This is a genomic window from Frankia sp. R82 (assembly GCF_023716925.1).
In the GTDB taxonomy this organism is placed as follows: domain Bacteria; phylum Actinomycetota; class Actinomycetes; order Frankiales; family Frankiaceae; genus Frankia.
In genome coordinates, this window is the sequence record NZ_JAMQQG010000291.1 from 1 (window position 1) to 19535 (window position 19535).

Below are 19535 nucleotides of genomic sequence, written 5' to 3' on the forward strand. Positions count from 1 at the left end.
GGTCGTGGGCGGTGCGGGGCGTGGTGAGCAGCGCGCGCAGCAGCGCCCGCAGGCCGGCGCGACCGGGCCGGGCCGGGTACGCCTTCGTTCCGGACCCGGTCAGGGCAACTGCGCCCATCCGGTTGCCGGTACGGGCGGTGAGGAAACCGACGGCGGCGGTCGCGGCGATCGCCAGGTCGCGTTTGTCCAGCTGGCCGCTGCCGAACTCGGTGCTGGCGGTCAGGTCGACCAGCGCCCAGGTTTCCAGTTCCCGGTCGGCGATGAGGTCGTGTACGTGCGGGACGGTGGTGCGGGCGGTGACCGCCCAGTCCATCCGGCGCACGTCGTCGCCGACGGTGTACTCGCGGCTTTCCGCCTTCTCGCTGCCGTGGCCGGGCAGCAGACCGAGATGGTCGCCCAGCAGCATGCCGTCGAGGCGGCGCAGCACGGTGAGCTCGAGGCGGCGCAGGGTCCGCTCGACGACCGGGTCGGTGCCAGCGGTCATGCGACCGGGCCCTGCTCGAGGTACTCCGGGAAGCCCGACCGTGGGTTGGTGCCCCAACCGCCGGTGTGCGGACCGGTGTACGGGCCGCCGGTCGGATACGGGGCCTGCTGGCGCGGTGCGACCTGCGGCGCGACGACGGAGGCGACGATGCGCGCGGCGATCGCGTCGGCGGACAGGCCCTCGGCGAGCGCCTCGTAGGACAGCACCAGCCGGTGCGGCAGCACATCCATGGCGACGGCGACGACGTCGTCTGGGACCACGTAGTCGCGCCCACGCAGCAGGCCGAGGGCGCGGGCGGCGGCGATCAGGCCGAGAGAGGCCCGCGGTGAGGCGCCGTAGGCGAGATGGCCGCGCAGCTCCGGCAGGCCCGCCTGCTCCGGCGCGCGGGTGGCGAGCACCAGGTTCACCGCGAACTCGACGATCGCATGGTGGACGAACACGTTGTCCGCCCGTTCCTGCAGCCGCAGCAGCTTCGCCGGGTCCAGCACCGGTTCGGGCACGGGCGGGCGCACGCCCATCCGACGCACGATCTCCAGCTCCTCGGCCGGGCTCGGGTAGGGCACGGTCACCTTCATCAGGAACCGGTCGCGTTGGGCCTCGGGCAGCGGATAGACACCCTCGGACTCGATCGGGTTCTGGGTGGCCAGCACCAGGAACGGCCGTGGCAGCGGATGGGTGACCCCACCCAGGGACACCTGCTTCTCCGACATGATCTCCAGCAGGGCCGACTGCACCTTCGCCGGCGCCCGGTTGATCTCGTCGGCGAGCACGAAGTTCGCGAACACCGGGCCGAGTTCGACGTCGAACGACTCACTCGTGGCCCGGTAGATCCGCGCGCCGACGATGTCGGACGGGACCAGGTCGTTGGTGAACTGGATGCGCACGAACGAGCCGCCCACCACCGTCGCCAGAGTCTGTACGGCCAGCGTCTTCGCCACGCCGGGCACACCCTCGAGCAGACAGTGCCCCCGGGCGAGCAGCGCGACGAGCATCCGTTCGACCATCCGGTCCTGCCCGACGATGACCTTCTTGATCTCGAACAGGGCGCGTTCGAGCAACGCCGCGTCCGTCGTGGTGTCCGGTGCCGCGAGGCCGGCCGGGCTGCGCCCATCGTCCATGCCGGTATTCTCCCAGCCCCGTGCCGAAATGGGGGACCTACCGAGTCGGCACGGCGAGGTCCCAAGGGTCTTCTAACCCCGTGTTCAGGAACAATCGGTTCGGGGTCGCCGAGTGCTGGCCCGGTGTCGAGGGCCGGTCAGCGCAGCGTCGACGACAGTGGCGGCGGGTTTGTGCATCTCAGCGCAGGGCGCGGGAACGGTAACCGGACTGCGGCCCGAGAACGCGCTCGGCGGCGAGGCGTCCGGAGACGAGCACCATCGGCACGCCGACCCCCGGGCGGGTACCGCTGCCGGTGAACACCACGTTGGCCAGGCCCGGCGCGAGGTTGCCCGGGCGGAACGGGCCGGTCTGCCCCAGTGTGTGGGCGGCGGCGAAGGGCGCGCCCGCCGCCATCCCGCGGGCCCGCCAGTCCGCGGGTGTCGTGACCTGCTCCACCTCGATGGCCGCGCCGAACCCCGGATAACCCCGCCGTTCGCAGGTGGCGACGACCTCGTCGCGGTAGCGCGGGCCGAGCACCGACCAGTCGAGGCCCGCGGTGAGGTTCGGGGTGGGAAACAGCACGTAACAGGCGTGCCCGCCGGCCGGGGCCAGCGTCGGATCGCTGCGCGAGGGGGTGCTGACCAGAAACGACGGGTCGCTCATCAGCTCCCCGCGGTCGATGATCTCCGCGAACGTGCGCCGCCAGGCCTGGCCGAAGTGGATGGTGTGGTGCGCGGTGTGCGGGTAGTCCGCCCGGGCCCCGGCGAGCAGCAGAAAGCAGGACGGGGAGTAGCGCAGCCGCCGCAGCCGGCGTGGCGCCGTTCCTGGTGGCAGCAGCTCGGAGTAGGCGATCGGCAGGTCCGGGTTGAGCACGACCACGTCGGCCGGCACCCGTTCGCCCTGCGCGGTGTGCACGGCCACCGCCCGTCCGCCGCGCACCTCCACCCGGGTGACCGTCGTGTCATAACGCAGGGTCACTCCGTGTTTGGTCGCCGCACCGGCCAGCGCCTCGGGGACGGCGTGCATCCCGCCCTGCGGGTGGTACACCCCGGCGACGCAGTCCATGTACGAGATGACCGCGTAGAGCGCCAGCGCGTCGTGCGGGGCCAGGCCCGCGTACATCGCCTGGAAGGAGAACAGCCGCCGGGTCCGCTCGTCACGCAGGTGCCGGTGGACGACCGGGTCGAGCCGGCGGAACCCGCCGAGGGCGGCGAGGCGGGCCAGCGCCGGGCGCACCAACGTCAGCGGCGAGTCCACCTGAGCGTCGATGAAGTGCGCGAACTGGACGCGGAACATCGCGGTCACGAGCTCGACGAAACGCTCGAACCCGGCCGCCTCCGCCGGTCCGCACAGCGCGCGGATCTCCGCGGCGGTGTCGGCGGGGTCGGCCCGCACGTCCAGCGACGAGCCGTCGGCGAAGAACGCCCGGTACATCGGGTCCAGGCGGGTGAGCGTCAACCAGTCCTCGAGGTGCTCACCCACGCAGTCCAGCGCGTCGGCGAGCAGCTCCGGCATCGTCAGCACCGTCGGCCCGGTGTCGAACCGGTAACCGCCCAGGGTGAGCACACCGGCACGCCCACCTGGGGTCGCGTCCCGTTCGAGCACGGTGACCCGACGCCCGGCACCGGCCAGGCGCAGCGCCGCCGACAGCCCACCCAGGCCCGCACCGACGATGACGACGTGGTCTGTCGGTCCCTGCACCGTGCGCATCAGCCCCGCCTCCCAGCTGCCCGTGCCACCGGGCCCGGTGGCCGCGGTGTCGCGCTCACTGTGCCCGGGCGGTGGCCGCGGTGGCGAGGTGGGTCAGCGCCTCGACGGTCGTGGCGTCAAGGCCGGCCGCCCCGGCCGTCCCAGCCATCCCGACCGTCCCGACCTCGCCGGCCGCGGTCAGGGCGGCGATCGCCGTGGCGGTGCAGGACGCGATGCGTTGCTCGGCGAGGTCGAGCGCACCACTGTCCGCCACGAACGTGCGGGCCTGCTCGAGTGCCGCAGGCAGGTCGGGCCGGTCGAACAGGGCCCGCAGTCCGGCCGCGTCCGACTGCCGGGCAGCGAGCGCGAGCAGTGCGTTCGGTCGGCCGTTGCGCAGGTCCTCCCCGGCGGGCTTGCCGGTCACCATCGGGTCGCCGAACAGGTCCAGGATGTCGTCGCGCAGCTGGAACGCCTCGCCGAGCGGCCCCCCGAAGGCCGCATAGACCGCCACCAGATCCGGTGACCCGCCAGCGAGCAGCGCACCGAGCTGCAGCGGGCGGATCACGGTGTATCCGGCTGTCTTGTACCGGGCGATCCGCCCGATCCGCACCGACGGCGTTCCCCCCTCGCCGCCGGGCCGCCGGTCGTCCGGGCGCAGCGGCCGGCCGGCGGCGCCGAACGTCTCGTCGGTGTCGAGGTCCAGGGGATGACCGGTGAGGTCGAGGTACTGACCGGCGACGAGCTCGGTGCGCATCCGGGCATAGGTCGGCCAGGCCCGCAGCAGCGCCGCCGGCTCCAGCCCGCTGGCCATCAGCAGGTCGTCCGCCCAGCTCAGGAACAGGTCACCGAGCAGAACCGCGGCGGACTGGCCGAACCGGTCGCTGTCCCCGGGCAGCCCGCGGGCACGATGGGCCGCGGCGAGGCTGCGGTGCGCGCTCGGCCGGCCGCGGCGCAGCGGCGAACCGTCCATCAGGTCGTCATGCACCAGCGCGCAGGCATGTAGCACTTCCAGGGATGCGGCGGCCGTCACGATCTCGGCGCCGTCCGACCCGCCGGCGCCCCGCCAGCCCCAGTAGCAGAACGCCGGACGCAGCAGCTTGCCGCCGCCGAGCAGCACCTGCTCGGCCATCTCGACGAACGGCGCGAGCCCGGGGTCGATGGCCGCCAGCATGGCCCCCCGATCGGCGAGGAACCGGCGCAGTACGGCGGACACCCGAGGGCGGACATCGGTCATCGGCGGCCGGGGTACCGTGCGGTGTGCCCGTGTTCGACACGCTCGTCGTGGTGATCGCCGTCATCCTGTTGGCCGCCGCGATCGGTGGTCTGTCCCTGCTGCGGCTGCCACCTGCCGAACTCGTCCACACCGCTGACGGTATCGACGCAGTCGAGCTGATGGTGGCCACAGGCCGGATAGAGGTGGCCGATCGGGACCGCGGCGACGTCCGCGCCGAGCTCACCGTCCGCCGCCGGCCCGGCCGGGCGGCACCGACGGTGACGACGGTCGGGTCGGTGCTGCGCATCGACGGCCGCCGCAGCGAGGTGCGGGTCCGGCTGCAGGTGCCGCCCGGCACCCGGGTGCGGGCCGAGCTGTTCACCGGCGAGATCACCCTGTGGGGGGTCGGCGGAGAGCTGTCGCTGGTCACCCGGGACGGCACGATCGCCGGCCGGGAACTCGGCGCCGGCCCCGTCGCCGCCCGTAGCCGCGACGGTGACGTGAACCTGCACTTCAGCCGCCCGCCGCGGGACGTCCATGCGCAGAGCGACACCGGCCTGGTCACGGTGATGCTCCCGGACGAGCGTTACGACGTCGCCGTGGAGTCCGGCGACCCGCGCGGCGTCGAGCTGAACCTCACCGCGGTGCCCGGCGCCGCGCACCGGGTGGTGACCCGCACGGTCTCCGGCCGGGTGCAGGTCGGCATCACCGCCCCGCTGGGGCCCCTGCCCATCTGACGACCGGCCCACCTGCCCCCTGACCACCTGCCCCCTGGCCACCTGCCCTGCTCGCCTGACGGGTGCGGCCCATGGGGGCCTGTTTCCGGGTGTGGTCCCAGGCGGGCTACGCTCGGAGGATGACGGCGGTTCGGAGTGTGAGCGCGCGACCGACGACGATGGCCGAGTTTCTCACCGCGGGGCTACCGTCGTTCTCCTTCGAGTTCTTTCCGCCGAAGACCCCGGACGGGGAGCGGCACCTGTGGACGGCACTGCGCCAGATCGAGGCGCTGCGTCCGTCCTTCGTCTCGGTCACCTACGGTGCCGGCGGGTCCAACCGGGACGGCACGATCCGGGTGACCGAGCGGATCGCCACCGAGACCACGCTCACTCCGATCGCGCACCTCACCGCGGTCAACCACTCCGTCGCTGAGCTGCGTCAGGTGATCGGCAACTACGCCGGCGCCGGGGTGCGTAACGTGCTGGCGCTGCGCGGTGACCCGCCGGGCGATCCGCAGGGGGCGTGGTCGGCCCACCCGCAGGGGTTGGAGTACGCAAGCGAACTGGTCAGCCTGGTCCGGGCGGCCGGGGACTTCTGCGTCGGCGTCGCTGCCTTCCCCGACAAGCACCCCCGCTCGCCAGACCTGGACTCCGACGCCCGGCACCTGGTCGGCAAGTTCAACGCCGGGGCCGACTACGCCATCACCCAGTTCTTCTTCGGGGCGGACGACTACTTCCGTCTCGTCGACCGGGTCCGCGCGCTCGGCTGCGACAAGCCGATCATCCCGGGGATCATGCCGGTGACCAACGTGTCGCAGATCGTGCGGATGGCGCAGCTGTCCGGTGCCGCCCTCCCGCCCGACCTGGTGGCCCGCCTGCAGGCCATCGCGGACGACCCGGCCGCGGTGCGTGCCGTCGGCATCGAGGTGGCGACCGACCTGTCCCGCCGCCTGCTCGACGGCGGGGCGCCCGGCCTGCACTTCATCACCCTGAACCGTTCCAGCGCCACCCGGGAGATCTTCCAGGCCGTCAGGTAGGCGGCGGTTGCGGGACCACCGCCGCATACGAGTCGAACACGCACAGCAGCCACTCGTCGCGGAACAGCTTCTCCCGGGCCAGCGAGAACCCGGCCTGGTTGGCGGCGTCGATCACGCTGGTGATCAGGGTCAGATCGAGGGCGTTGAACACCGGGGTGACGCGCACCGCGAGGATCACCTGGTCTCGGTGGGGCGCGAACACGGTCCCCGTATCGAGATCCTCGATGCGCTCGACCACTCCGCTTACCGGTTCGCTCACGTCGCCTCCACTACTGGTGACTCTACGTCCCGCCTGCCGTCCCGTCCCGGCTGTTTCATGGGAGCGTGCCCAAGCCCGTCCGCGCCCTCGACCTTGACAGCTACCTCGCTCGCTGGTCGCAGCTGCACGGCGGGTATGACACCCGCTCGGGGCTGTGGCTGGTGCGGGCCTTCCTGACGTTCGTCCACCGGGTCGCGCGACCGTTGGCGGTGCGGGGGGTGCCGCCGTCCGCGGTGACCGCGGGCGGGGTGGCGCTGACCGGCCTGATCGTGCCCGCCGCGGCTGCCGGCGGCCGCTGGCCGCTACTGGGCCTGGCCGCGTTGGTTCTCGGTGGGCTCGCGGACAGCGTCGACGGCGCCGTGGCGGTGCTGACGGGCCGCTCGACCGCCTGGGGCTACGTGCTGGACTCGGTCGCTGACCGTTGCGGTGACGTGCTGTGCCTGGTCGGACTGTGGTGCCTGGGCGCGCCCGGGGGCCTGCTGGTCGCGGCCGGCTGCCTGCTCGGCCTGCTGGAGTACACCCGGGCCCGGGCCGGTAATGCCGGCTTCGGTGAGATCGGCGTGGTTACTGTGGGCGAGCGTCCGACCAGGATGATCCTCACCGGCGTCGGTCTGCTGGGGGCCGGTCTGGTGCCCGGCCTCGCGGGCGCCGCCGTCGCCGTCGCCGCGATCGGGACCGCTGCGGTCTGCGCGATCGGCTTCCTTCAGCTCGCGGTCACCATCCGCACCACCCTCGTGGACGCGCCACCTCCCGTGGCACCCGCCCCAGGAACATCCATCGCGTCGCCGCCCCCGCCCCCGCCGTCGTCGTCGTGACCGCCTCCGCCTCTTCCGCCGTAACCGCCTCCGCCGCCGCCCGGGAGGTCCCGGACGTGGTGTCGCCCTCCACATGGCCCGTCTTGTTCACGCGATGAGGCTTTCCCGGGCGGCGACCTGATCCCTGGTCGGTGGGCCCGGTGGTGGTCGGACTCGGCGGCCGCTGATCGTGGGTGGATCCGGGCATCGCCCCGGACGGACGGAACGTGATCTTAATTTGTGTACTGAGCGTTTGCGCAGGCTAACCGAGGTCGCAGATTACGGATCCGAATCAGCGGTGGATTTTTCCGTTCATCGCCGAATTTGCGGACACATTGCTACGATCCGGCCGCACCCTCGTTTCGCCGATCGCCCTTGGTTACGGCCGTGGGATCGGCCCCGAGGCACCCACTCGCGATGAAGGATTCGGGAAAAGATGCTGTCGCAGATCGTTCGCAGAGTGTCTCCGCTGCGCCTGGCCGCCGCGGTTTTCGCGCTTGCCGCCGCCGTCACCCTCAGCCTGCTGCCCGGTTGGGGCGCGCAGGCCGCCACCCCCGCCCCGGCCGCCCCGGCGGCCTCGGACGCGGCGGCCCTGGCGAAGGCCGTTCCCGCCGCGCCCGGTCGGGTGCTGCTGCTCGGGCGCATCGCGCATCCGGTGCTGCTCAGCGTCAACGACCTAGCCACCAGGTACCCGCAGCACACCCAGACCGTCACCTTCCAGAGCGGTGCCGGCCCGCAGACCCACACCTACACCGGACCGCTGCTCTACGACGTCCTGCAGGCGGCGAAGCCGTCGTTCCGCACTGACGTGAAGAACGACGCACTGCGTTACGCCGTGGTCGTCCACGCCGCCGACAACTACGAGTCGGTGGTGTCCTTCCCCGAGATCGACCCTGGCTACGGGAACGTCGCGAGCCTGCTGGCCGTGACCGAGGACGGTAAGTCCCTGGCCACCGCCGGCCCGCGGCTGACCGCGCCCACCGACACCAAGGGCGGTCGCTACGTGAGTAACGTCGTGGCCGTCGCCCTGGTCCGGGCCGGTCTGTAGTTCGGTCTCGCCAGTCCAGCCCCGTCGGCCCCGCAGGGGTTCCGCTCAGGCGGGGCCGACAAGTTCGGCGACGATCGCCGCGGACAGCGCCACCAGCGGTAGCCCGCCGCCGGGATGGGCCGAGCCGCCGACGTGAAACAGGCCGGGGACGGCAGTGGCGTTCGGCGGTCGCAGAAACGCCGAACGCACACCGTGCGACGCCGTTCCGTAGATCGCTCCGCCGACGCTCCCCGTGCGCCGCTCGAGATCGGCCGGAGTGATCGTCTCGTACCAGCGCAGCCGGTCCCGTACGTCGAACCCGCGGGCGGCCAGCAGCTCCAGGACGTGCCGGGCATAGCCGTCGGCGAGTCCCGGCCGATCCCAGTCCAGCCCGGCCCCGTCCGGTCCGGGCCCGTCGCGTCCTGGACCGGCGGGCCTCGGACCGCGGGGCCCCGAACGGCCGGGTCGCGGGTCGCCCGTCGAGGGCAGGTGCGGCGGGGCGTTGACCAGGACGAACCAGGCCTCACCATCCGATGGTGCACAGGCCGGGTCGTCCGGGGCGTGCAGATAGATCGTCGGGTCGGCCGGCAGGCGCCCGGCGAACACCGCGTCGAACTCGGCGTCGTAGTCCGCGGGGAACGTCACCGTGTGCTGCGCGGGCAGCCGGGTGGGGCTGCCCGTCGGCTGCTGGCCGCCGGTGCGGCCGGGACCGGGACCGGGTGCCTGTCGGGCCAGGGCGAGCAGCAGCACGAACCCCGACATCGACCGGTTCGCCCGTCGGACCTGCCGCCGGCCGGCCCGGCCGAGGCCCTCGGGAAGCAGCCCGCCGTACAGTGCCGCCGCGTCGATGTTCGCGACGACGACGTCCGCGGGCAGCCGGAACCCGTCGGCGAGCCGGACCCCGTCGACCCGGCCACCCGGCGTGCACGTCACCGAGCGCACCCGGGTCCCGGTCAGGATCCGGGCCCCGCCGCGGCGTGCCCGCGCCTCGACCGCCGCCCCGAGCCGGTGCAGCCCACCCGGCACGTACCAGCCGCCGAACCGGCGTTCGGCGTGCAGGACCGACACCAGTGCCGCCGGCGCCCGCCGTGGGTCGGAGCCGGAGTAGGTGGCGTAGCGGTCGAGCATCAGGCGCAGCCGCGGATCGCGCACCATCGACCGGCCGAGCCCGCGCAGACTGCGCCCGGGTGCGACCGCCGGGATGTCCCCGGGAGCGGCCCAGGCCAACCGGGCAAGCCCGCCGGCCCGCACCGGACTCGCCAGAAACGGCTGCTCGGAGGCGTTGAAGACGCGCGCCGCCCGCGCGGCCAGGCGCTGCCAGTCCGCGCCGGCCGGTGCGCCGAGCCGGGCGTCGAGCTCGGCGACGAACGCCTGCTCGTCGGCGTGCGCCGCGAGCACGGTGCCGTCGGCGAACCGGTAGGAGGCGATCGGATCGAGCCGCCGCAGCTCGAGTTCGTCCTGGCCGGGTGGGCCGCCGGTCGCGGCGAACAGATCCTCGAACACGTGCGGCATGGTCAGCAGGGACGGGCCGGTGTCGAAGCCGTAACCGCCGCGCTCATACCACCCGAGCTTGCCACCCACCATGGTGCCCTGCTCGCAGATGGTGACGTCATGGCCGACGGCGGCCAGCCTGGCCGCCGTCGCCAGCCCGCCCACGCCGGCGCCGATCACCACCACCCGGGCCATGGTGGCGACTCTACGACCCGGCGCCGCCGTCGTCGGGGCCGGTCAGCCGAGGATGCCGCGTTCGTAGGCGACGGCCACGGCGGCAGCGCGGTCGCGGACGCCGAGCTTGGTGTAGAGGTGGATGAGATGGGTCTTGACCGTGGCCTCGCTGACCAGCAGCGCGCGGGCGGCGGCCTGGTTGGTGGCGCCGGCGGCGACCAGCCGCAGCACCTCGAGTTCGCGGGGGCTGAGCGCATCGGGCTCGCGGGCGCCGACCCGGTTCATCAGGGTGCCGGCGACGGACGGCGCAAGCACCGACCGGCCCGCGTGGGCGGCGCGTACGGCGCGCAGGAGTTCGTCGCGCCGCGCGTCCTTGAGCAGGTAGCCGGTGGCGCCGGCCTCGATCGCGGGCAGTACGTCGCGGTCGGAGTCGAACGTCGTCAGCACGAGCACGCGGGCCGGATGGTTCCGGCGGCGCAGCTCGGTGATCGCCTCGACGCCGCCGGTCCCGGGCATCCGCAGATCCATGAGGATGACGTCCACCCGAACGGCCTCGGCGACCCGGACAGCCTCGGCACCGTCCGCGGCCTCGGCGACGACGGCGAAGTCCGGATCGCCGGTGAACAGCCCCCGCAGCCCGTCCCGGACGATGGGATGGTCGTCCACGATCAGCAGTCGGATCGGCCCGCCCGGCATGTCCTCGGTCACGCCCGTGCCTTCTCGGGACGAGCGTCACGCGCGGCGTCCGGCGTCGTCGCCGGGGATGGGAGTGGGGACGGCGACGGGAGCGGGATCATCGCGTTCACGATCGTGCCGTCGCCGGGGGCGGACTCGATGGTCAGGGAGCCGGCCAGGGCCTGCGCGCGGCGGTGCATACCGGTCAGGCCGTACCGGCCGGGCGGGGAGTCTGCGGCCGGACGGAAGCCCGCGCCGTCATCGGCGACGTCGAGCAGCACGGTGTCGTCCACATAGCTGAGGGTGAGCTGGACCCGGCTGGCCTGGGCGTGGTTGGCCACGTTGGCGAGGGCCTCCTGGGCGATCCGGTAGACGGCGGTCTCGATCTCGGTGGAAGTGCGGGTCGGTGCACCGGTGGTCACGACGTGCGCCGGGATCGCGGTTCGGCGCGTCCAGTCGCCGGCCAGGGCGGTGAGAGCCTCGGCCAGACCGGCCCGGTCGAGCCGCTCGGGCCGCAGGGCCCGGACCGAGCGGCGGGCCTCGACCAGGTTCGCCCGCGCCAGCGAGTCGGCGAGCTCCAGGTGGCGGGATCGCTCGCCCGGCTCGCCGGCGTCCTCGGCCCGCCGGGCCGCCTCGAGCTGGGTGATGATGCCGGCGAGGCCCTGCGCCAGCGTGTCGTGGATCTCCCCGGCGAGGCGTCCTCGTTCCTCGGTGACGCCGGCCTCGCGGGCCTGGGCCAGAAGCTGGGTGTGCAGGCCGGCGTTCTCCCGCATCGTGACCTGTAGCAGCCGGTTCGTCTCCGCCAGCTCGGCGATCATCCGGCCACGTTCGACGTTCTGGTCGATCACTTTGTTGATCAGAGTGGACAGGCTGAGCACCGCGATGACGTTGAACCCGGCCATGATCAGGAAGCTGGCCGTGTGGACGGGCGAGCCGTTCGGATAACCGGCGGTCTGGGAGGCGGCCAGGATGATCGCGGTCGTCACGAACCCGTACACCCGGCCGCGGCGGCCGAGTTCGTCGGCGAAGAAGTACCCGGTGAAGGCGAACACCCCGAACCAGGGGCTGACCCACACGAGCACGCCGCCGAGCGTGCTGTGGATGACGAACACCAGCCGGCGCACCCGCGGCGGCATCCCTTCGGTCGGGTAGCGCAGCATCCCCGCCGACCAGACAGCGGCCACGAGCACCAGGGCCAGGCCCGCGACCACCCGGCCCCGGGAGACGTCGAAGGAGGACGAGGTGATCAGGCTGAGCAGCGTCGCCACGACGAGCATCGGCAGCAGCAACAGCCGGGCGATCCGGTCGGACCGCCGCTGCCACGACGTCGCACTGTCGGCCCCGGCTGACCCGCTGGTCGCCGTGGTGACCACCGCCTGGTCGGTGACCACCGCCGTTTCGCCCATACCGGTGATGGTCGCACCGTGCCCGGGGGCGGTGGCCGCTGGCGGGGTCACTGCCAGCGGAACCGGCGGGCGGCCACGACAGCGCACAGCGCGGCGTAGGCGGCGAGCACGAGCAGGGCCGTGCCCGCGGGCCAGCGTCCGTCCAGACAGTCCTGCACGGCACGGGCGCCGGCGCCCAGCGGGGTGACATCGCTGATGTCGCGCAGGACGGGGGGCATCTGCGAACGCGGGATCCACAGACCGGCGAAGAACAGCAACGGGAAGAACACCACCAGACCCAGGGCGTTCGCGGCCTTCTCGCCGGGGGCCAGCGCGGCCAGCACCAGGCCGATTCCCAGCATGGCCGCCGCAACCAGCACCAGCGTCAGGACGAACCCGGCGAACTGGTCGGGTACCGGCACACCGCAGATGACGGCGATGGCGAGCATCGCCGCGTCGAGGACGGCCGCCAGCGAGAGATAGATCAGGGCCTGAGCGCCGAGCAGCCGCGACGGTGGCACCGGTGTGGTCGACAGCCGGCGCAGGATGCCCCGTTCCCGGTAGCCGGCCAGCACCGCGGGCAACAGGTTCGCCGCTGTCATCAGAAACTCGTACATCATCAGGACCGGCAGCCAGGTCTCCAGCGGGCTGCGACCATCAAACGACGCGCTGGGGTGGCGGGTTGCGGGTACGGCGCCGAGGACGATCACCGCGGCCGGCGGAATCAGGGCTGTCCAGACGACGCCGGCGGCGGACCGGCCGAACAGCAGCGCCTCGACCCGCACGAGTGCCCAGAACGGATGCCGTCCCGGTCGGGATCGAGGCCGGCACTGGGTGTCGGGGGTGGTGGGGGAGACGGGCGGTACGAGCGACGAGGTCATGACGTGCTCCTCGAGGAGGTGTGCGCGGTGAGGGCGAGGTAGGCGTCGTCGAGGCTGGGCTGTTCGACCCGTAGCCGGTGGGCCAGCACACCGCGGCGGGCAAGGTGCGTGACCAGGACGGACAGCGCCTCGCCGCCTCCGACGACGAGAATCTCCTCGCCGTGGCGACTGGCCGACTCGACGCCGGGCAGCTCGGCGAGCTCGCGGTCGTCGACGGGCTCGGACGGGACGAAGCGGATGCGCTGACCGGTGTCGAGTCGAGCGGTGAGCGCCGCCGGCGAGTCGCAGGCCACCACCCGGCCGGCGTTGATCACGGCGACGCGGTCGCACAGCCGCTCCGCCTCGGCCATGAAGTGGGTGACCAGCAGGACTGTCACCCCCCGTTCGCGCACCGCCGCGATGAGCTCCCAGGTGTCGCGTCGGGCGGCCGGGTCCAGGCCGGTGGTGAGCTCGTCGAGGATGGCCACGGCCGGCCGGCCGATCAGTGCCAGCGCGATCGACAGCCGCTGGCGTTGCCCGCCGGACAGTCTCGCGAACCGCACCTGCGCCTGCCCGGTGAGTCCGAGGATCTCCAGCAGCTCGTCCGGGTCGACCGGGTCGGGATAGAACGACGCGTACAGTCGCAGCGCCTCGCGTACCCGCAGGTTCGGCTGCACCTCGCTGGCCTGCAACTGGACGCCGAGCCGGGCCGTCACCGCCGTCCGTTCGCGCTGCGGGTCATGACCGAACACCCGCACGCGACCGCCATCGGGTGCCCGAAGCCCGGCGACGCACTCGACCGTCGTCGTCTTCCCCGCGCCGTTCGGCCCCAGCAGGCCGAAGATCTCGCCCTCGTCGAGGGCGAACGACACGTCGCGCACCGCGACCCGCTCCCCGTAGGCCTTCCGAAGGCCCACCACCTCGATCACCGTCACTGCCCTGCACCTCCCGCGCACCGCCGTGGGCGTCACACCGCCTGTCGCACCGCCGTGGACGCCTCCGACGATCTCGCGGGACCGCGGGTGCCGACATCACCCGGGCGGCTGTTCCGGGCGCTCCCTCGGGTGGACCCCGGCCATCCACCGATCGGTGGATGCGATGACCGGGCGGCCCTTCCAGGTGGCCTGGCCGCGACGGCGGCGCCACCAGGACACCGCGGTCAGGTAACCGAGCAGGCCGATCGAGACCGGATGGGCGAGCGGGTCGGGCCAGCGGCGGCCACCGGTCCGATGCGCTGCGATCGTCCGGCTGACGACGCCGGCGAGGTAGCCGATGACCCCGGCGGGCCGTCCGCGCAGTGCGGCCAGCGCCGGCAGCACGTACAGCCAGCCGAGCAGGCCGACCTGCGCGGCGCTGGCGGCCGGGCTGCCACCGGCTGCGGCCAGCGACTTGGCGTAGCCGTCGCGCAGGGACGGCCAGTCGGGGTACATCCGGTTGGCGGCCAGCGGCGTGCCGTCGACGACGACCCCTCGTCCACCGGCGCGTTTGACTGCCCGCAACAGGGCGACGTCCTCGATGATCTGGTCGCGTACGGCGGCGTGCCCGCCGGCCCGGCGGTAGGCGACGGCATCGACGCACAGGAACTGCCCGCCGGCCGCGGACAGCGACGGGCGCGGGCTTCGCTCGGCGACGCGCAGCGGCAGCAGGGCAAGCCACAGCCAGGACAGCAGCGGCTGGACGAGCCGTTCGGCGACCCCCAGCGCCTCCTGGCGCGGGTACGGCGAAACCAGGTCGAGGCCACTGGCCCGCAGCAGCAGCACGGCCCGGGCCAGCCCGTCCGGGGCCAGCCGCACATCGGCGTCGACGAAGACGAACACACTGCCGCGCGCGACGGCCGCAGCCCGCGCACAGGCATGCGGTTTACCAAGCCAGCCGGACGGCGGCGCCTCGCCACGCAGGGCGACGACACGGCGGTCGCGGCGCGCCCAGGCGGCGAGGAGTCGGTCGGTGCCGTCGGTGGACCCGTCGTCGTAGACGACGATCTCCAGTCGGGGCACCCCGGTGGTGGCGAGCAGTGCCGCGAGACAGTCGTCGAGGTGGGCGGCCTCGTCGCGGACCGGCAGGAGCACCGAGACCGCCTCGGTGACGGTCCCGGCCGGCGGGGCGGTCCGCAGCAGCCGGGCGTTGACCGCCGTGTGCACGGCGATGCCCACCGCGGCCAGCGCCGCCGACCGCACCGCGACCGTCGCGGCAGCAGAGGCCGCGCACGGGTGCCGTCGTGCCGTCGGCGGCCGGCCCAGCCGTGTCCGAAGCCTCACCGGTGCCCTTGCGGCCCGACCGGCTCACCGGCGGCGGACTCGTCGCAGCGCCAGCGGCGCAGGGCGAGCAAAAGGGCCGCGCCCATGGCGGCGCCCCCGATCGCCGCGACGCCCGGACGGCCAAAGAAGGAGAGGTTCGCCAGCACCGACGACAGGTAGGTCCAGGCCAGCAGGACCAGGGGAGCCCGATCGGACCCGGACCCGGACCCGGACCCGGGTTCGGGTCCGGGGCTGCGGTCGCGTTCGGGCAGGGCGAGCAGGACGCCGGTCATGACGGTGCCGACCAGCAGCCAGCCGAGGAAGTTCGAGATCGGAATGCCGTTGAGGGCCGGCCCGCCCCCGGGGGCCCAGGTCCAGTGGCCGGCATCGACCATCTGCGGGTCGAGGAACAGATCCCAGGCGGCCAGGATCAGCCCCCCGACCACCGCGGCCCGGCCGGGGGCCCGCCGGTGCCGTCGAACCAGGACGTACGCGGGGTAGGCCATCATCGCCCAGGCCAACGGGATCACCATGACGACCCCGAGGACATGCGGGCCCAGCGACGCCCCGTAGGTGTAATGGCCGAAGGGTATGCCGGTGTGCACCCCGAGGATCTCCACGGCCAGCCCGCCGCCCACGGCGATGGCCAGATAGCCGGTGGTCCAGACCCACCCGCGGGAGGTCGCCGCGTGCGTGGCGGAGGCGAGGAAGAACAGCACCACGATGATGACGGTGAGGGCGTCGAGCGCGCGGTCGGGCAGCACCGGGTAGGCGATCTGCGCCGCCACCGTGGCCACGACCAGCGGCCACACCAGACCGGCCCCATGCCGGCCGGACATCAGCGCACGGACGTGGGTTGGCCGGTGCCCGGGGCGCGCTCGTCGTCGGCGGGGTCCGTGGCCGGGCCCAGCTCCTTGCCGAGCACGGCGTAGGGGGTCAGGGTGCCGGGAAACCGGAAGTCGCTGAGCAGCGGGACGAAGCCCTCGCTGTCGTACAGCCGGCGGGCGCGGCTGCCGTGCGGTTCCAGGGCGGACAGCGCCGCGGTGCGCTGCGGTGCGTCCCGCAGCAGTTCGCGCAGCAGCTGACGGCCCAGGGTGCGGCCCTGGTAGGCGGGCAGCACGTGCAGCTCGACGACCTCCAGGACGTCGTCCAGCCAGTACCGGGCCGAACTCGGGGAGATGGCGGTGAGTGCGTCGACGACGACGTCGTGCCACCACTGGCCGGGCAGGCCGGGCAGGGCGTAGGCGATGCCGACGAGGGTGTCGTCCGGGGTGACGGCGGCGACGGCGCGCAGGTCCGGTCGGTCGAAGTGGCGGCGCGCGTGATGCGCCCGGTCACGGGCGGCCCGGACGGGGTCGGGCTCGTGCAGGTCGAGAAAGGCCGCCTTGTACACCCCGATGACGTCGTCGAGTCGGGCCCGCATACGGCTCGATGACCACCGGACCACACTGACGTCCACGTCGGTCACCGGTGTCGCCTCCTGTCCGCGCCCTGCGACCTGCCCGCACCGACCGGCACCGAACAGGCCCTTCGAGCGGTACCGGTGGGCCAGCGGGCCAGGGCGCATCCTCACATCGCCTGACGATAACGCGGCCATCACCGAGGACGCCGGCCGACAGGAGTGCCTGCTACGTAACGTCGTCAGTCTGCCGCGCAGGGCGTTTTCTCCGGGATGGGTGGCAGGCCGACCCGGTCGCCGACCATGGCGAGCCCGGCGCAGCGCGCAGCGTCCCGGAGCAGGTCGGCAGCCAACATCGCGATCGCCGGAGCCTGCACCGTACCGCCGGCGTTGGTACCCGCGGCGATCACCACCCGGCCGGCATGGCCGGGAAGCGTGGTGACCAGCGGTAGCCCGTCCGGGGTGGCCGGGCGCTCGCAGACGCGGATGTCGCGCACGTCGGACCCGCCGAGGGTGGGGAACAGGCCGTGCAGCGCCGTCAGGACGATGTCCTGCAGCTGAGCGATGCCGAGGGCGACCGGGGCGGCGTCCCGGGCGGCCAGTCCCAGGTAGCCGAATCCGGCGCTGACGTGGATGAGGGTCCCGTCGGGGGAGAGCGTCACGTTCATCACGCCGAGCGGATCACCGGCGTGGATCTTCACCGGTCGGTGCAGCCCCGGGTTCGGCAGGGTCACCGACACCCCCAGCATCTGGTGGACGGCCCCGGCGCCCGGCCAGTCGGATCCGCACAGCTCGGCCAGATCCCGCCCACCCACGGTGACGACAACCCGCCCCGCGCGGACCGGCCGGCCATCCGCAAGCGTCAGCCGCACCCCGTTCCCGGCCGCCTCGAGGCTGCGTACCCGGGCAGCCGCCCGTACCTCGACGCCAAGCTGGACGAGCCGCCGGGACAGCCGACCAGCAAGATCGTGGATGTTGACGGCGTAGCCGTCCACCTCGACCGCCCCCGCGATGGTCCGCGGGCCGCCTGGCAGTGGCACGGTGTGCCCGAGCCCGGGCCAGTCGCGGTCGAGCGCGTCAGGCGTCAGCCGGGCCACGTCGCCACCGGCCCGCCGTTGCAGCCGTTCACCCGCGTCGAGGTCGGCGGCACCCAGGTAGACCCGGGTGAGCCGGGCGTCGCGGCGCAGCCCTTCGAGCCAGCCTGTACCACCCTCGGCCGGGGCGAACAGATGGGACCAGCCACGCAGGCCGAGTCGGTTCAGCGCGATCACCAGGTCCTCGGCGGTGGCGTGCAGACCGGGCTGGTCGGCACGTTCGGCGAACGCCTGCGCCCAGGCCGCCTCGACCGGATCCAGGGTGGCCCGATCACGCAGCGCCCAGCCGAGCGCGGCGGGGGAGCGGGCCAGGACGTCGAGACGACTCAGATCGGTCTGCGGCAGGGTCTCGGTCGCGGACAGGTGGCGCGCGTTCGCCCCGCCGTACGTCGTGCCCTGTCGGGTCGGGTCGCTCCGGTCGGCCGGGGCGGCATCGAGCACCAGGATCCGCCGATGCCCCTGTGCTCGCAGCAGCAGGGCGGTGGTCAGGCCGACGATCCCGGCACCGACGACCACCACGTCCGGCGTGTCCGCACGGTCAGCCTCCGCACGGTCAGCCGTTGTGCGAGCAGCCGTTGTGCGAGCAGCCGGAACGGTGGCGGTCGGGACCGCACCGGTGGCGGCGGTCGCGTTGGCAGGTGCCGGGACCGGCCGGGGGAACAACTCCGCCCCGGCCAGATCATCCAGGTCGGCGCGGCCGACGGCAGCGAGCACGGCCTGGTCGAGATCCGCCTCGCAGGCCGGGGAGCGCATGGCCGCCGAGCACAGGGTGAAACCGGGGCGCAGGGCGCCGCCGTCGGCCCTGACCCGGGGTGCGAGCAGCGTGTGGACGGCGGCGAGCAGTCGGGGGGCGTTGTCCAGCACGACGGTGAGGTCGCGCCGGTCGTAGGCGTCGAGCAGGGCCTGTGCCGTCCAGATCTCGGGTTCGCTGACGCAGATCAGCCGGTTGCCGCCGAACGCCTTGAGCCGGGCCGCGTCCAGCAGGTCGGCACTGGCCCAGGCGCCGGAGTGGGTGAGTGGCACGGCGATGCTGACGGCGTGCGCGGCCTCGAACACGTCGTCGGCAGACGGTACGACCCGGATCCGTTCGAGCGGCAGGCGGTGCCGCCGGGCCCAGCCGGCCACCGCGGACGGGTCGGTCACCAGCGACGGCGCGCAGACCACCAGCTGGTGCTCCCGGGCGACGGCCGCCCGGGCCACCCGGCCGTTGATGTTGCCGGCACCCACGAGTCCCAGCACCGCCGGCCCACCGCAGGCCTGCACCTCGCCGTCCTGCACCTCGCCGGCCTGCACTCCGCCGGCCGCTGCTTCGCCGCCGGGAAACAGCTGGTCGACGACGAACTGGGCGACGTGGCGCGCGTTCACCTCAGGGGTGTTGCGCACGGTGATGGCGAGCTGGGCGGCGACGCCGAGATCGATGGCGGCCAGCGACGTGCCACGGCGCACCAGCAGCAGCGGACGGCGGTCGTCCGTCCGCCGGACCGCCATCGCCCACCGGGTCAACGTGGTGGCATCGACCGCGTTCGCCCCGACCACCAACGTGTGCGGGCGCAGTGCGACCACCGCATCAAGGAGACCCGCCGGACTGCCGGCGAGCTCGGGTCGCAGTGTCACGGCCGGGATGTGGGCAAGTCGGCCGGCGACCCGCGGGCCCAGCGCGGTGGAGATCAGGACCCGTCGGTGGTCGGACGCGGCTGCATGTGTCTGATCGCGAGACGTCAACATGCGATGTGCTTCATCCCGGTTCGTCGGGGGCGCGCTCATCGGCACTGCGGGGGTGTGCCGCGTCGGCACGCGGATGTGCAAGGCCCGGTGGCCCGTCGGATGGGTCCACCGTGCCGAACCGCCGTCAACGCGACGTCAACGACGGCCGTCCGCGGGGCGGGCTGGGGCCGCCCGGTCG

General features: G+C 73.4%; 18 protein-coding genes. 4 read left to right on the forward strand and 14 right to left on the reverse strand.

The annotated features are described in order from the left end of the window. The 4 genes from ND747_RS22565 to ND747_RS22580 all read right to left on the reverse strand — a co-directional run. Positions 1-484: DUF58 domain-containing protein (locus ND747_RS22565; RefSeq protein WP_251736154.1), on the reverse strand; the 484-nt coding region annotated here is incomplete at its 3' end. Continuing rightward, on the reverse strand, positions 481-1602 hold the full coding sequence (locus ND747_RS22570; RefSeq protein ID WP_251736156.1) for a MoxR family ATPase: 1122 nt from the start codon (positions 1600-1602) through the stop codon (positions 481-483). The genes ND747_RS22570 and ND747_RS22565, both read right to left, overlap by 4 nt. Positions 1603-1780: 178 nt before the next feature. Further along, entirely contained in the window at positions 1781-3292 is a 1512-nt protein-coding gene (gene crtI / locus ND747_RS22575) for a phytoene desaturase family protein (protein ID WP_251736158.1), read from the reverse strand. Between the two features lie 55 nt (positions 3293-3347). After that, positions 3348-4505: a polyprenyl synthetase family protein gene (locus tag ND747_RS22580; protein WP_251736160.1), complete on the reverse strand. Its 1158-nt coding sequence runs from the start codon at positions 4503-4505 to the stop codon at positions 3348-3350. 29 nt (positions 4506-4534) lie between these two features. On the opposite strand from ND747_RS22580, the gene ND747_RS22585 reads away from it, so the two are divergent. Together ND747_RS22585 and metF are read left to right on the forward strand one after the other, a co-directional pair. Next, entirely contained in the window at positions 4535-5221 is a 687-nt protein-coding gene (locus ND747_RS22585; RefSeq protein WP_251736161.1) for a hypothetical protein, read from the forward strand. A 119-nt stretch (positions 5222-5340) separates the two neighbouring features. Further along, positions 5341-6237, forward strand: coding sequence for a methylenetetrahydrofolate reductase [NAD(P)H] (gene metF / locus ND747_RS22590; RefSeq protein ID WP_251736163.1), 897 nt, complete (start codon positions 5341-5343; stop codon positions 6235-6237). On the opposite strand, the gene ND747_RS22595 is transcribed toward metF, so the two are convergent. Next, a complete protein-coding gene (locus tag ND747_RS22595; RefSeq protein WP_251736165.1) occupies positions 6230-6496 on the reverse strand; it encodes a hypothetical protein in 267 nt (88 codons plus the stop codon). The genes metF and ND747_RS22595 overlap by 8 nt on opposite strands. Before the next feature lie 65 nt (positions 6497-6561). Here ND747_RS22595 and ND747_RS22600 point away from each other — a divergent pair, with 65 nt between their 5' ends. Further along, on the forward strand, positions 6562-7311 hold the full coding sequence (locus ND747_RS22600) for a CDP-alcohol phosphatidyltransferase family protein (RefSeq protein ID WP_251736167.1): 750 nt from the start codon (positions 6562-6564) through the stop codon (positions 7309-7311). A gap of 415 nt (positions 7312-7726) precedes the next feature. After that, positions 7727-8338 (forward strand): hypothetical protein, encoded by a 612-nt coding sequence (locus ND747_RS22605; protein WP_251736168.1) that lies wholly within the window; start codon positions 7727-7729, stop codon positions 8336-8338. Positions 8339-8383: 45 nt separating this feature from the next. Here ND747_RS22605 and ND747_RS22610 read toward each other — a convergent pair whose 3' ends face one another. From ND747_RS22610 to ND747_RS22650, 9 genes are all read right to left on the reverse strand, one after another. Then, on the reverse strand, positions 8384-10003 hold the full coding sequence (locus ND747_RS22610) for an NAD(P)/FAD-dependent oxidoreductase (protein WP_251736170.1): 1620 nt from the start codon (positions 10001-10003) through the stop codon (positions 8384-8386). A 42-nt stretch (positions 10004-10045) separates the two neighbouring features. Continuing rightward, complete coding sequence (locus ND747_RS22615) at positions 10046-10678, reverse strand: response regulator transcription factor (protein ID WP_251736200.1); 633 nt, start codon at positions 10676-10678, stop codon at positions 10046-10048. An 8-nt stretch (positions 10679-10686) separates the two neighbouring features. Next, a complete protein-coding gene (locus tag ND747_RS29885) occupies positions 10687-12114 on the reverse strand; it encodes a sensor histidine kinase (protein ID WP_251736171.1) in 1428 nt (475 codons plus the stop codon). Continuing rightward, positions 12111-12923, reverse strand: coding sequence for an ABC transporter permease (locus ND747_RS22625; protein ID WP_251736173.1), 813 nt, complete (start codon positions 12921-12923; stop codon positions 12111-12113). The genes ND747_RS29885 and ND747_RS22625 overlap by 4 nt, the downstream gene beginning before the upstream one ends. Further along, a complete protein-coding gene (locus ND747_RS22630; protein WP_251736175.1) occupies positions 12920-13837 on the reverse strand; it encodes an ABC transporter ATP-binding protein in 918 nt (305 codons plus the stop codon). The genes ND747_RS22625 and ND747_RS22630 overlap by 4 nt, the downstream gene beginning before the upstream one ends. Positions 13838-13933: 96 nt before the next feature. Continuing rightward, positions 13934-15079 carry a glycosyltransferase family 2 protein gene (locus ND747_RS22635; RefSeq protein WP_251736177.1) on the reverse strand — a complete coding sequence of 382 codons (1146 nt, stop codon included), beginning with the start codon at positions 15077-15079 and terminating at the stop codon, positions 13934-13936. Between the two features lie 77 nt (positions 15080-15156). Further along, positions 15157-15978, reverse strand: coding sequence for a bisanhydrobacterioruberin hydratase CruF (cruF, locus tag ND747_RS22640; protein ID WP_251736179.1), 822 nt, complete (start codon positions 15976-15978; stop codon positions 15157-15159). Further along, positions 15978-16607 carry a GNAT family N-acetyltransferase gene (locus tag ND747_RS22645; protein WP_374216300.1) on the reverse strand — a complete coding sequence of 210 codons (630 nt, stop codon included), beginning with the start codon at positions 16605-16607 and terminating at the stop codon, positions 15978-15980. The genes cruF and ND747_RS22645 overlap by 1 nt, the downstream gene beginning before the upstream one ends. A gap of 173 nt (positions 16608-16780) precedes the next feature. Continuing rightward, a complete protein-coding gene (locus ND747_RS22650) occupies positions 16781-19357 on the reverse strand; it encodes an FAD-binding oxidoreductase (RefSeq protein WP_251736181.1) in 2577 nt (858 codons plus the stop codon). Positions 19358-19535: the final 178 nt, after the last annotated feature.

Coding starts and splice junctions, on each gene's coding strand:
- ND747_RS22580 (WP_251736160.1), bottom strand. CDS start 4,505: ATGACCGATGTCCGCCCTCGGGTGTCCGCCGTACTGCGCCGGTTCCTC.
- ND747_RS22615 (WP_251736200.1), bottom strand. CDS start 10,678: ATGCCGGGCGGGCCGATCCGACTGCTGATCGTGGACGACCATCCCATC.
- ND747_RS22605 (WP_251736168.1), top strand. CDS start 7,727: ATGCTGTCGCAGATCGTTCGCAGAGTGTCTCCGCTGCGCCTGGCCGCC.
- ND747_RS22625 (WP_251736173.1), bottom strand. CDS start 12,923: ATGACCTCGTCGCTCGTACCGCCCGTCTCCCCCACCACCCCCGACACC.
- cruF (WP_251736179.1), bottom strand. CDS start 15,978: ATGTCCGGCCGGCATGGGGCCGGTCTGGTGTGGCCGCTGGTCGTGGCC.
- ND747_RS22570 (WP_251736156.1), bottom strand. CDS start 1,602: ATGGACGATGGGCGCAGCCCGGCCGGCCTCGCGGCACCGGACACCACG.
- ND747_RS22610 (WP_251736170.1), bottom strand. CDS start 10,003: ATGGCCCGGGTGGTGGTGATCGGCGCCGGCGTGGGCGGGCTGGCGACG.
- metF (WP_251736163.1), top strand. CDS start 5,341: ATGACGGCGGTTCGGAGTGTGAGCGCGCGACCGACGACGATGGCCGAG.
- ND747_RS22650 (WP_251736181.1), bottom strand. CDS start 19,357: ATGTTGACGTCTCGCGATCAGACACATGCAGCCGCGTCCGACCACCGA.
- crtI (WP_251736158.1), bottom strand. CDS start 3,292: ATGCGCACGGTGCAGGGACCGACAGACCACGTCGTCATCGTCGGTGCG.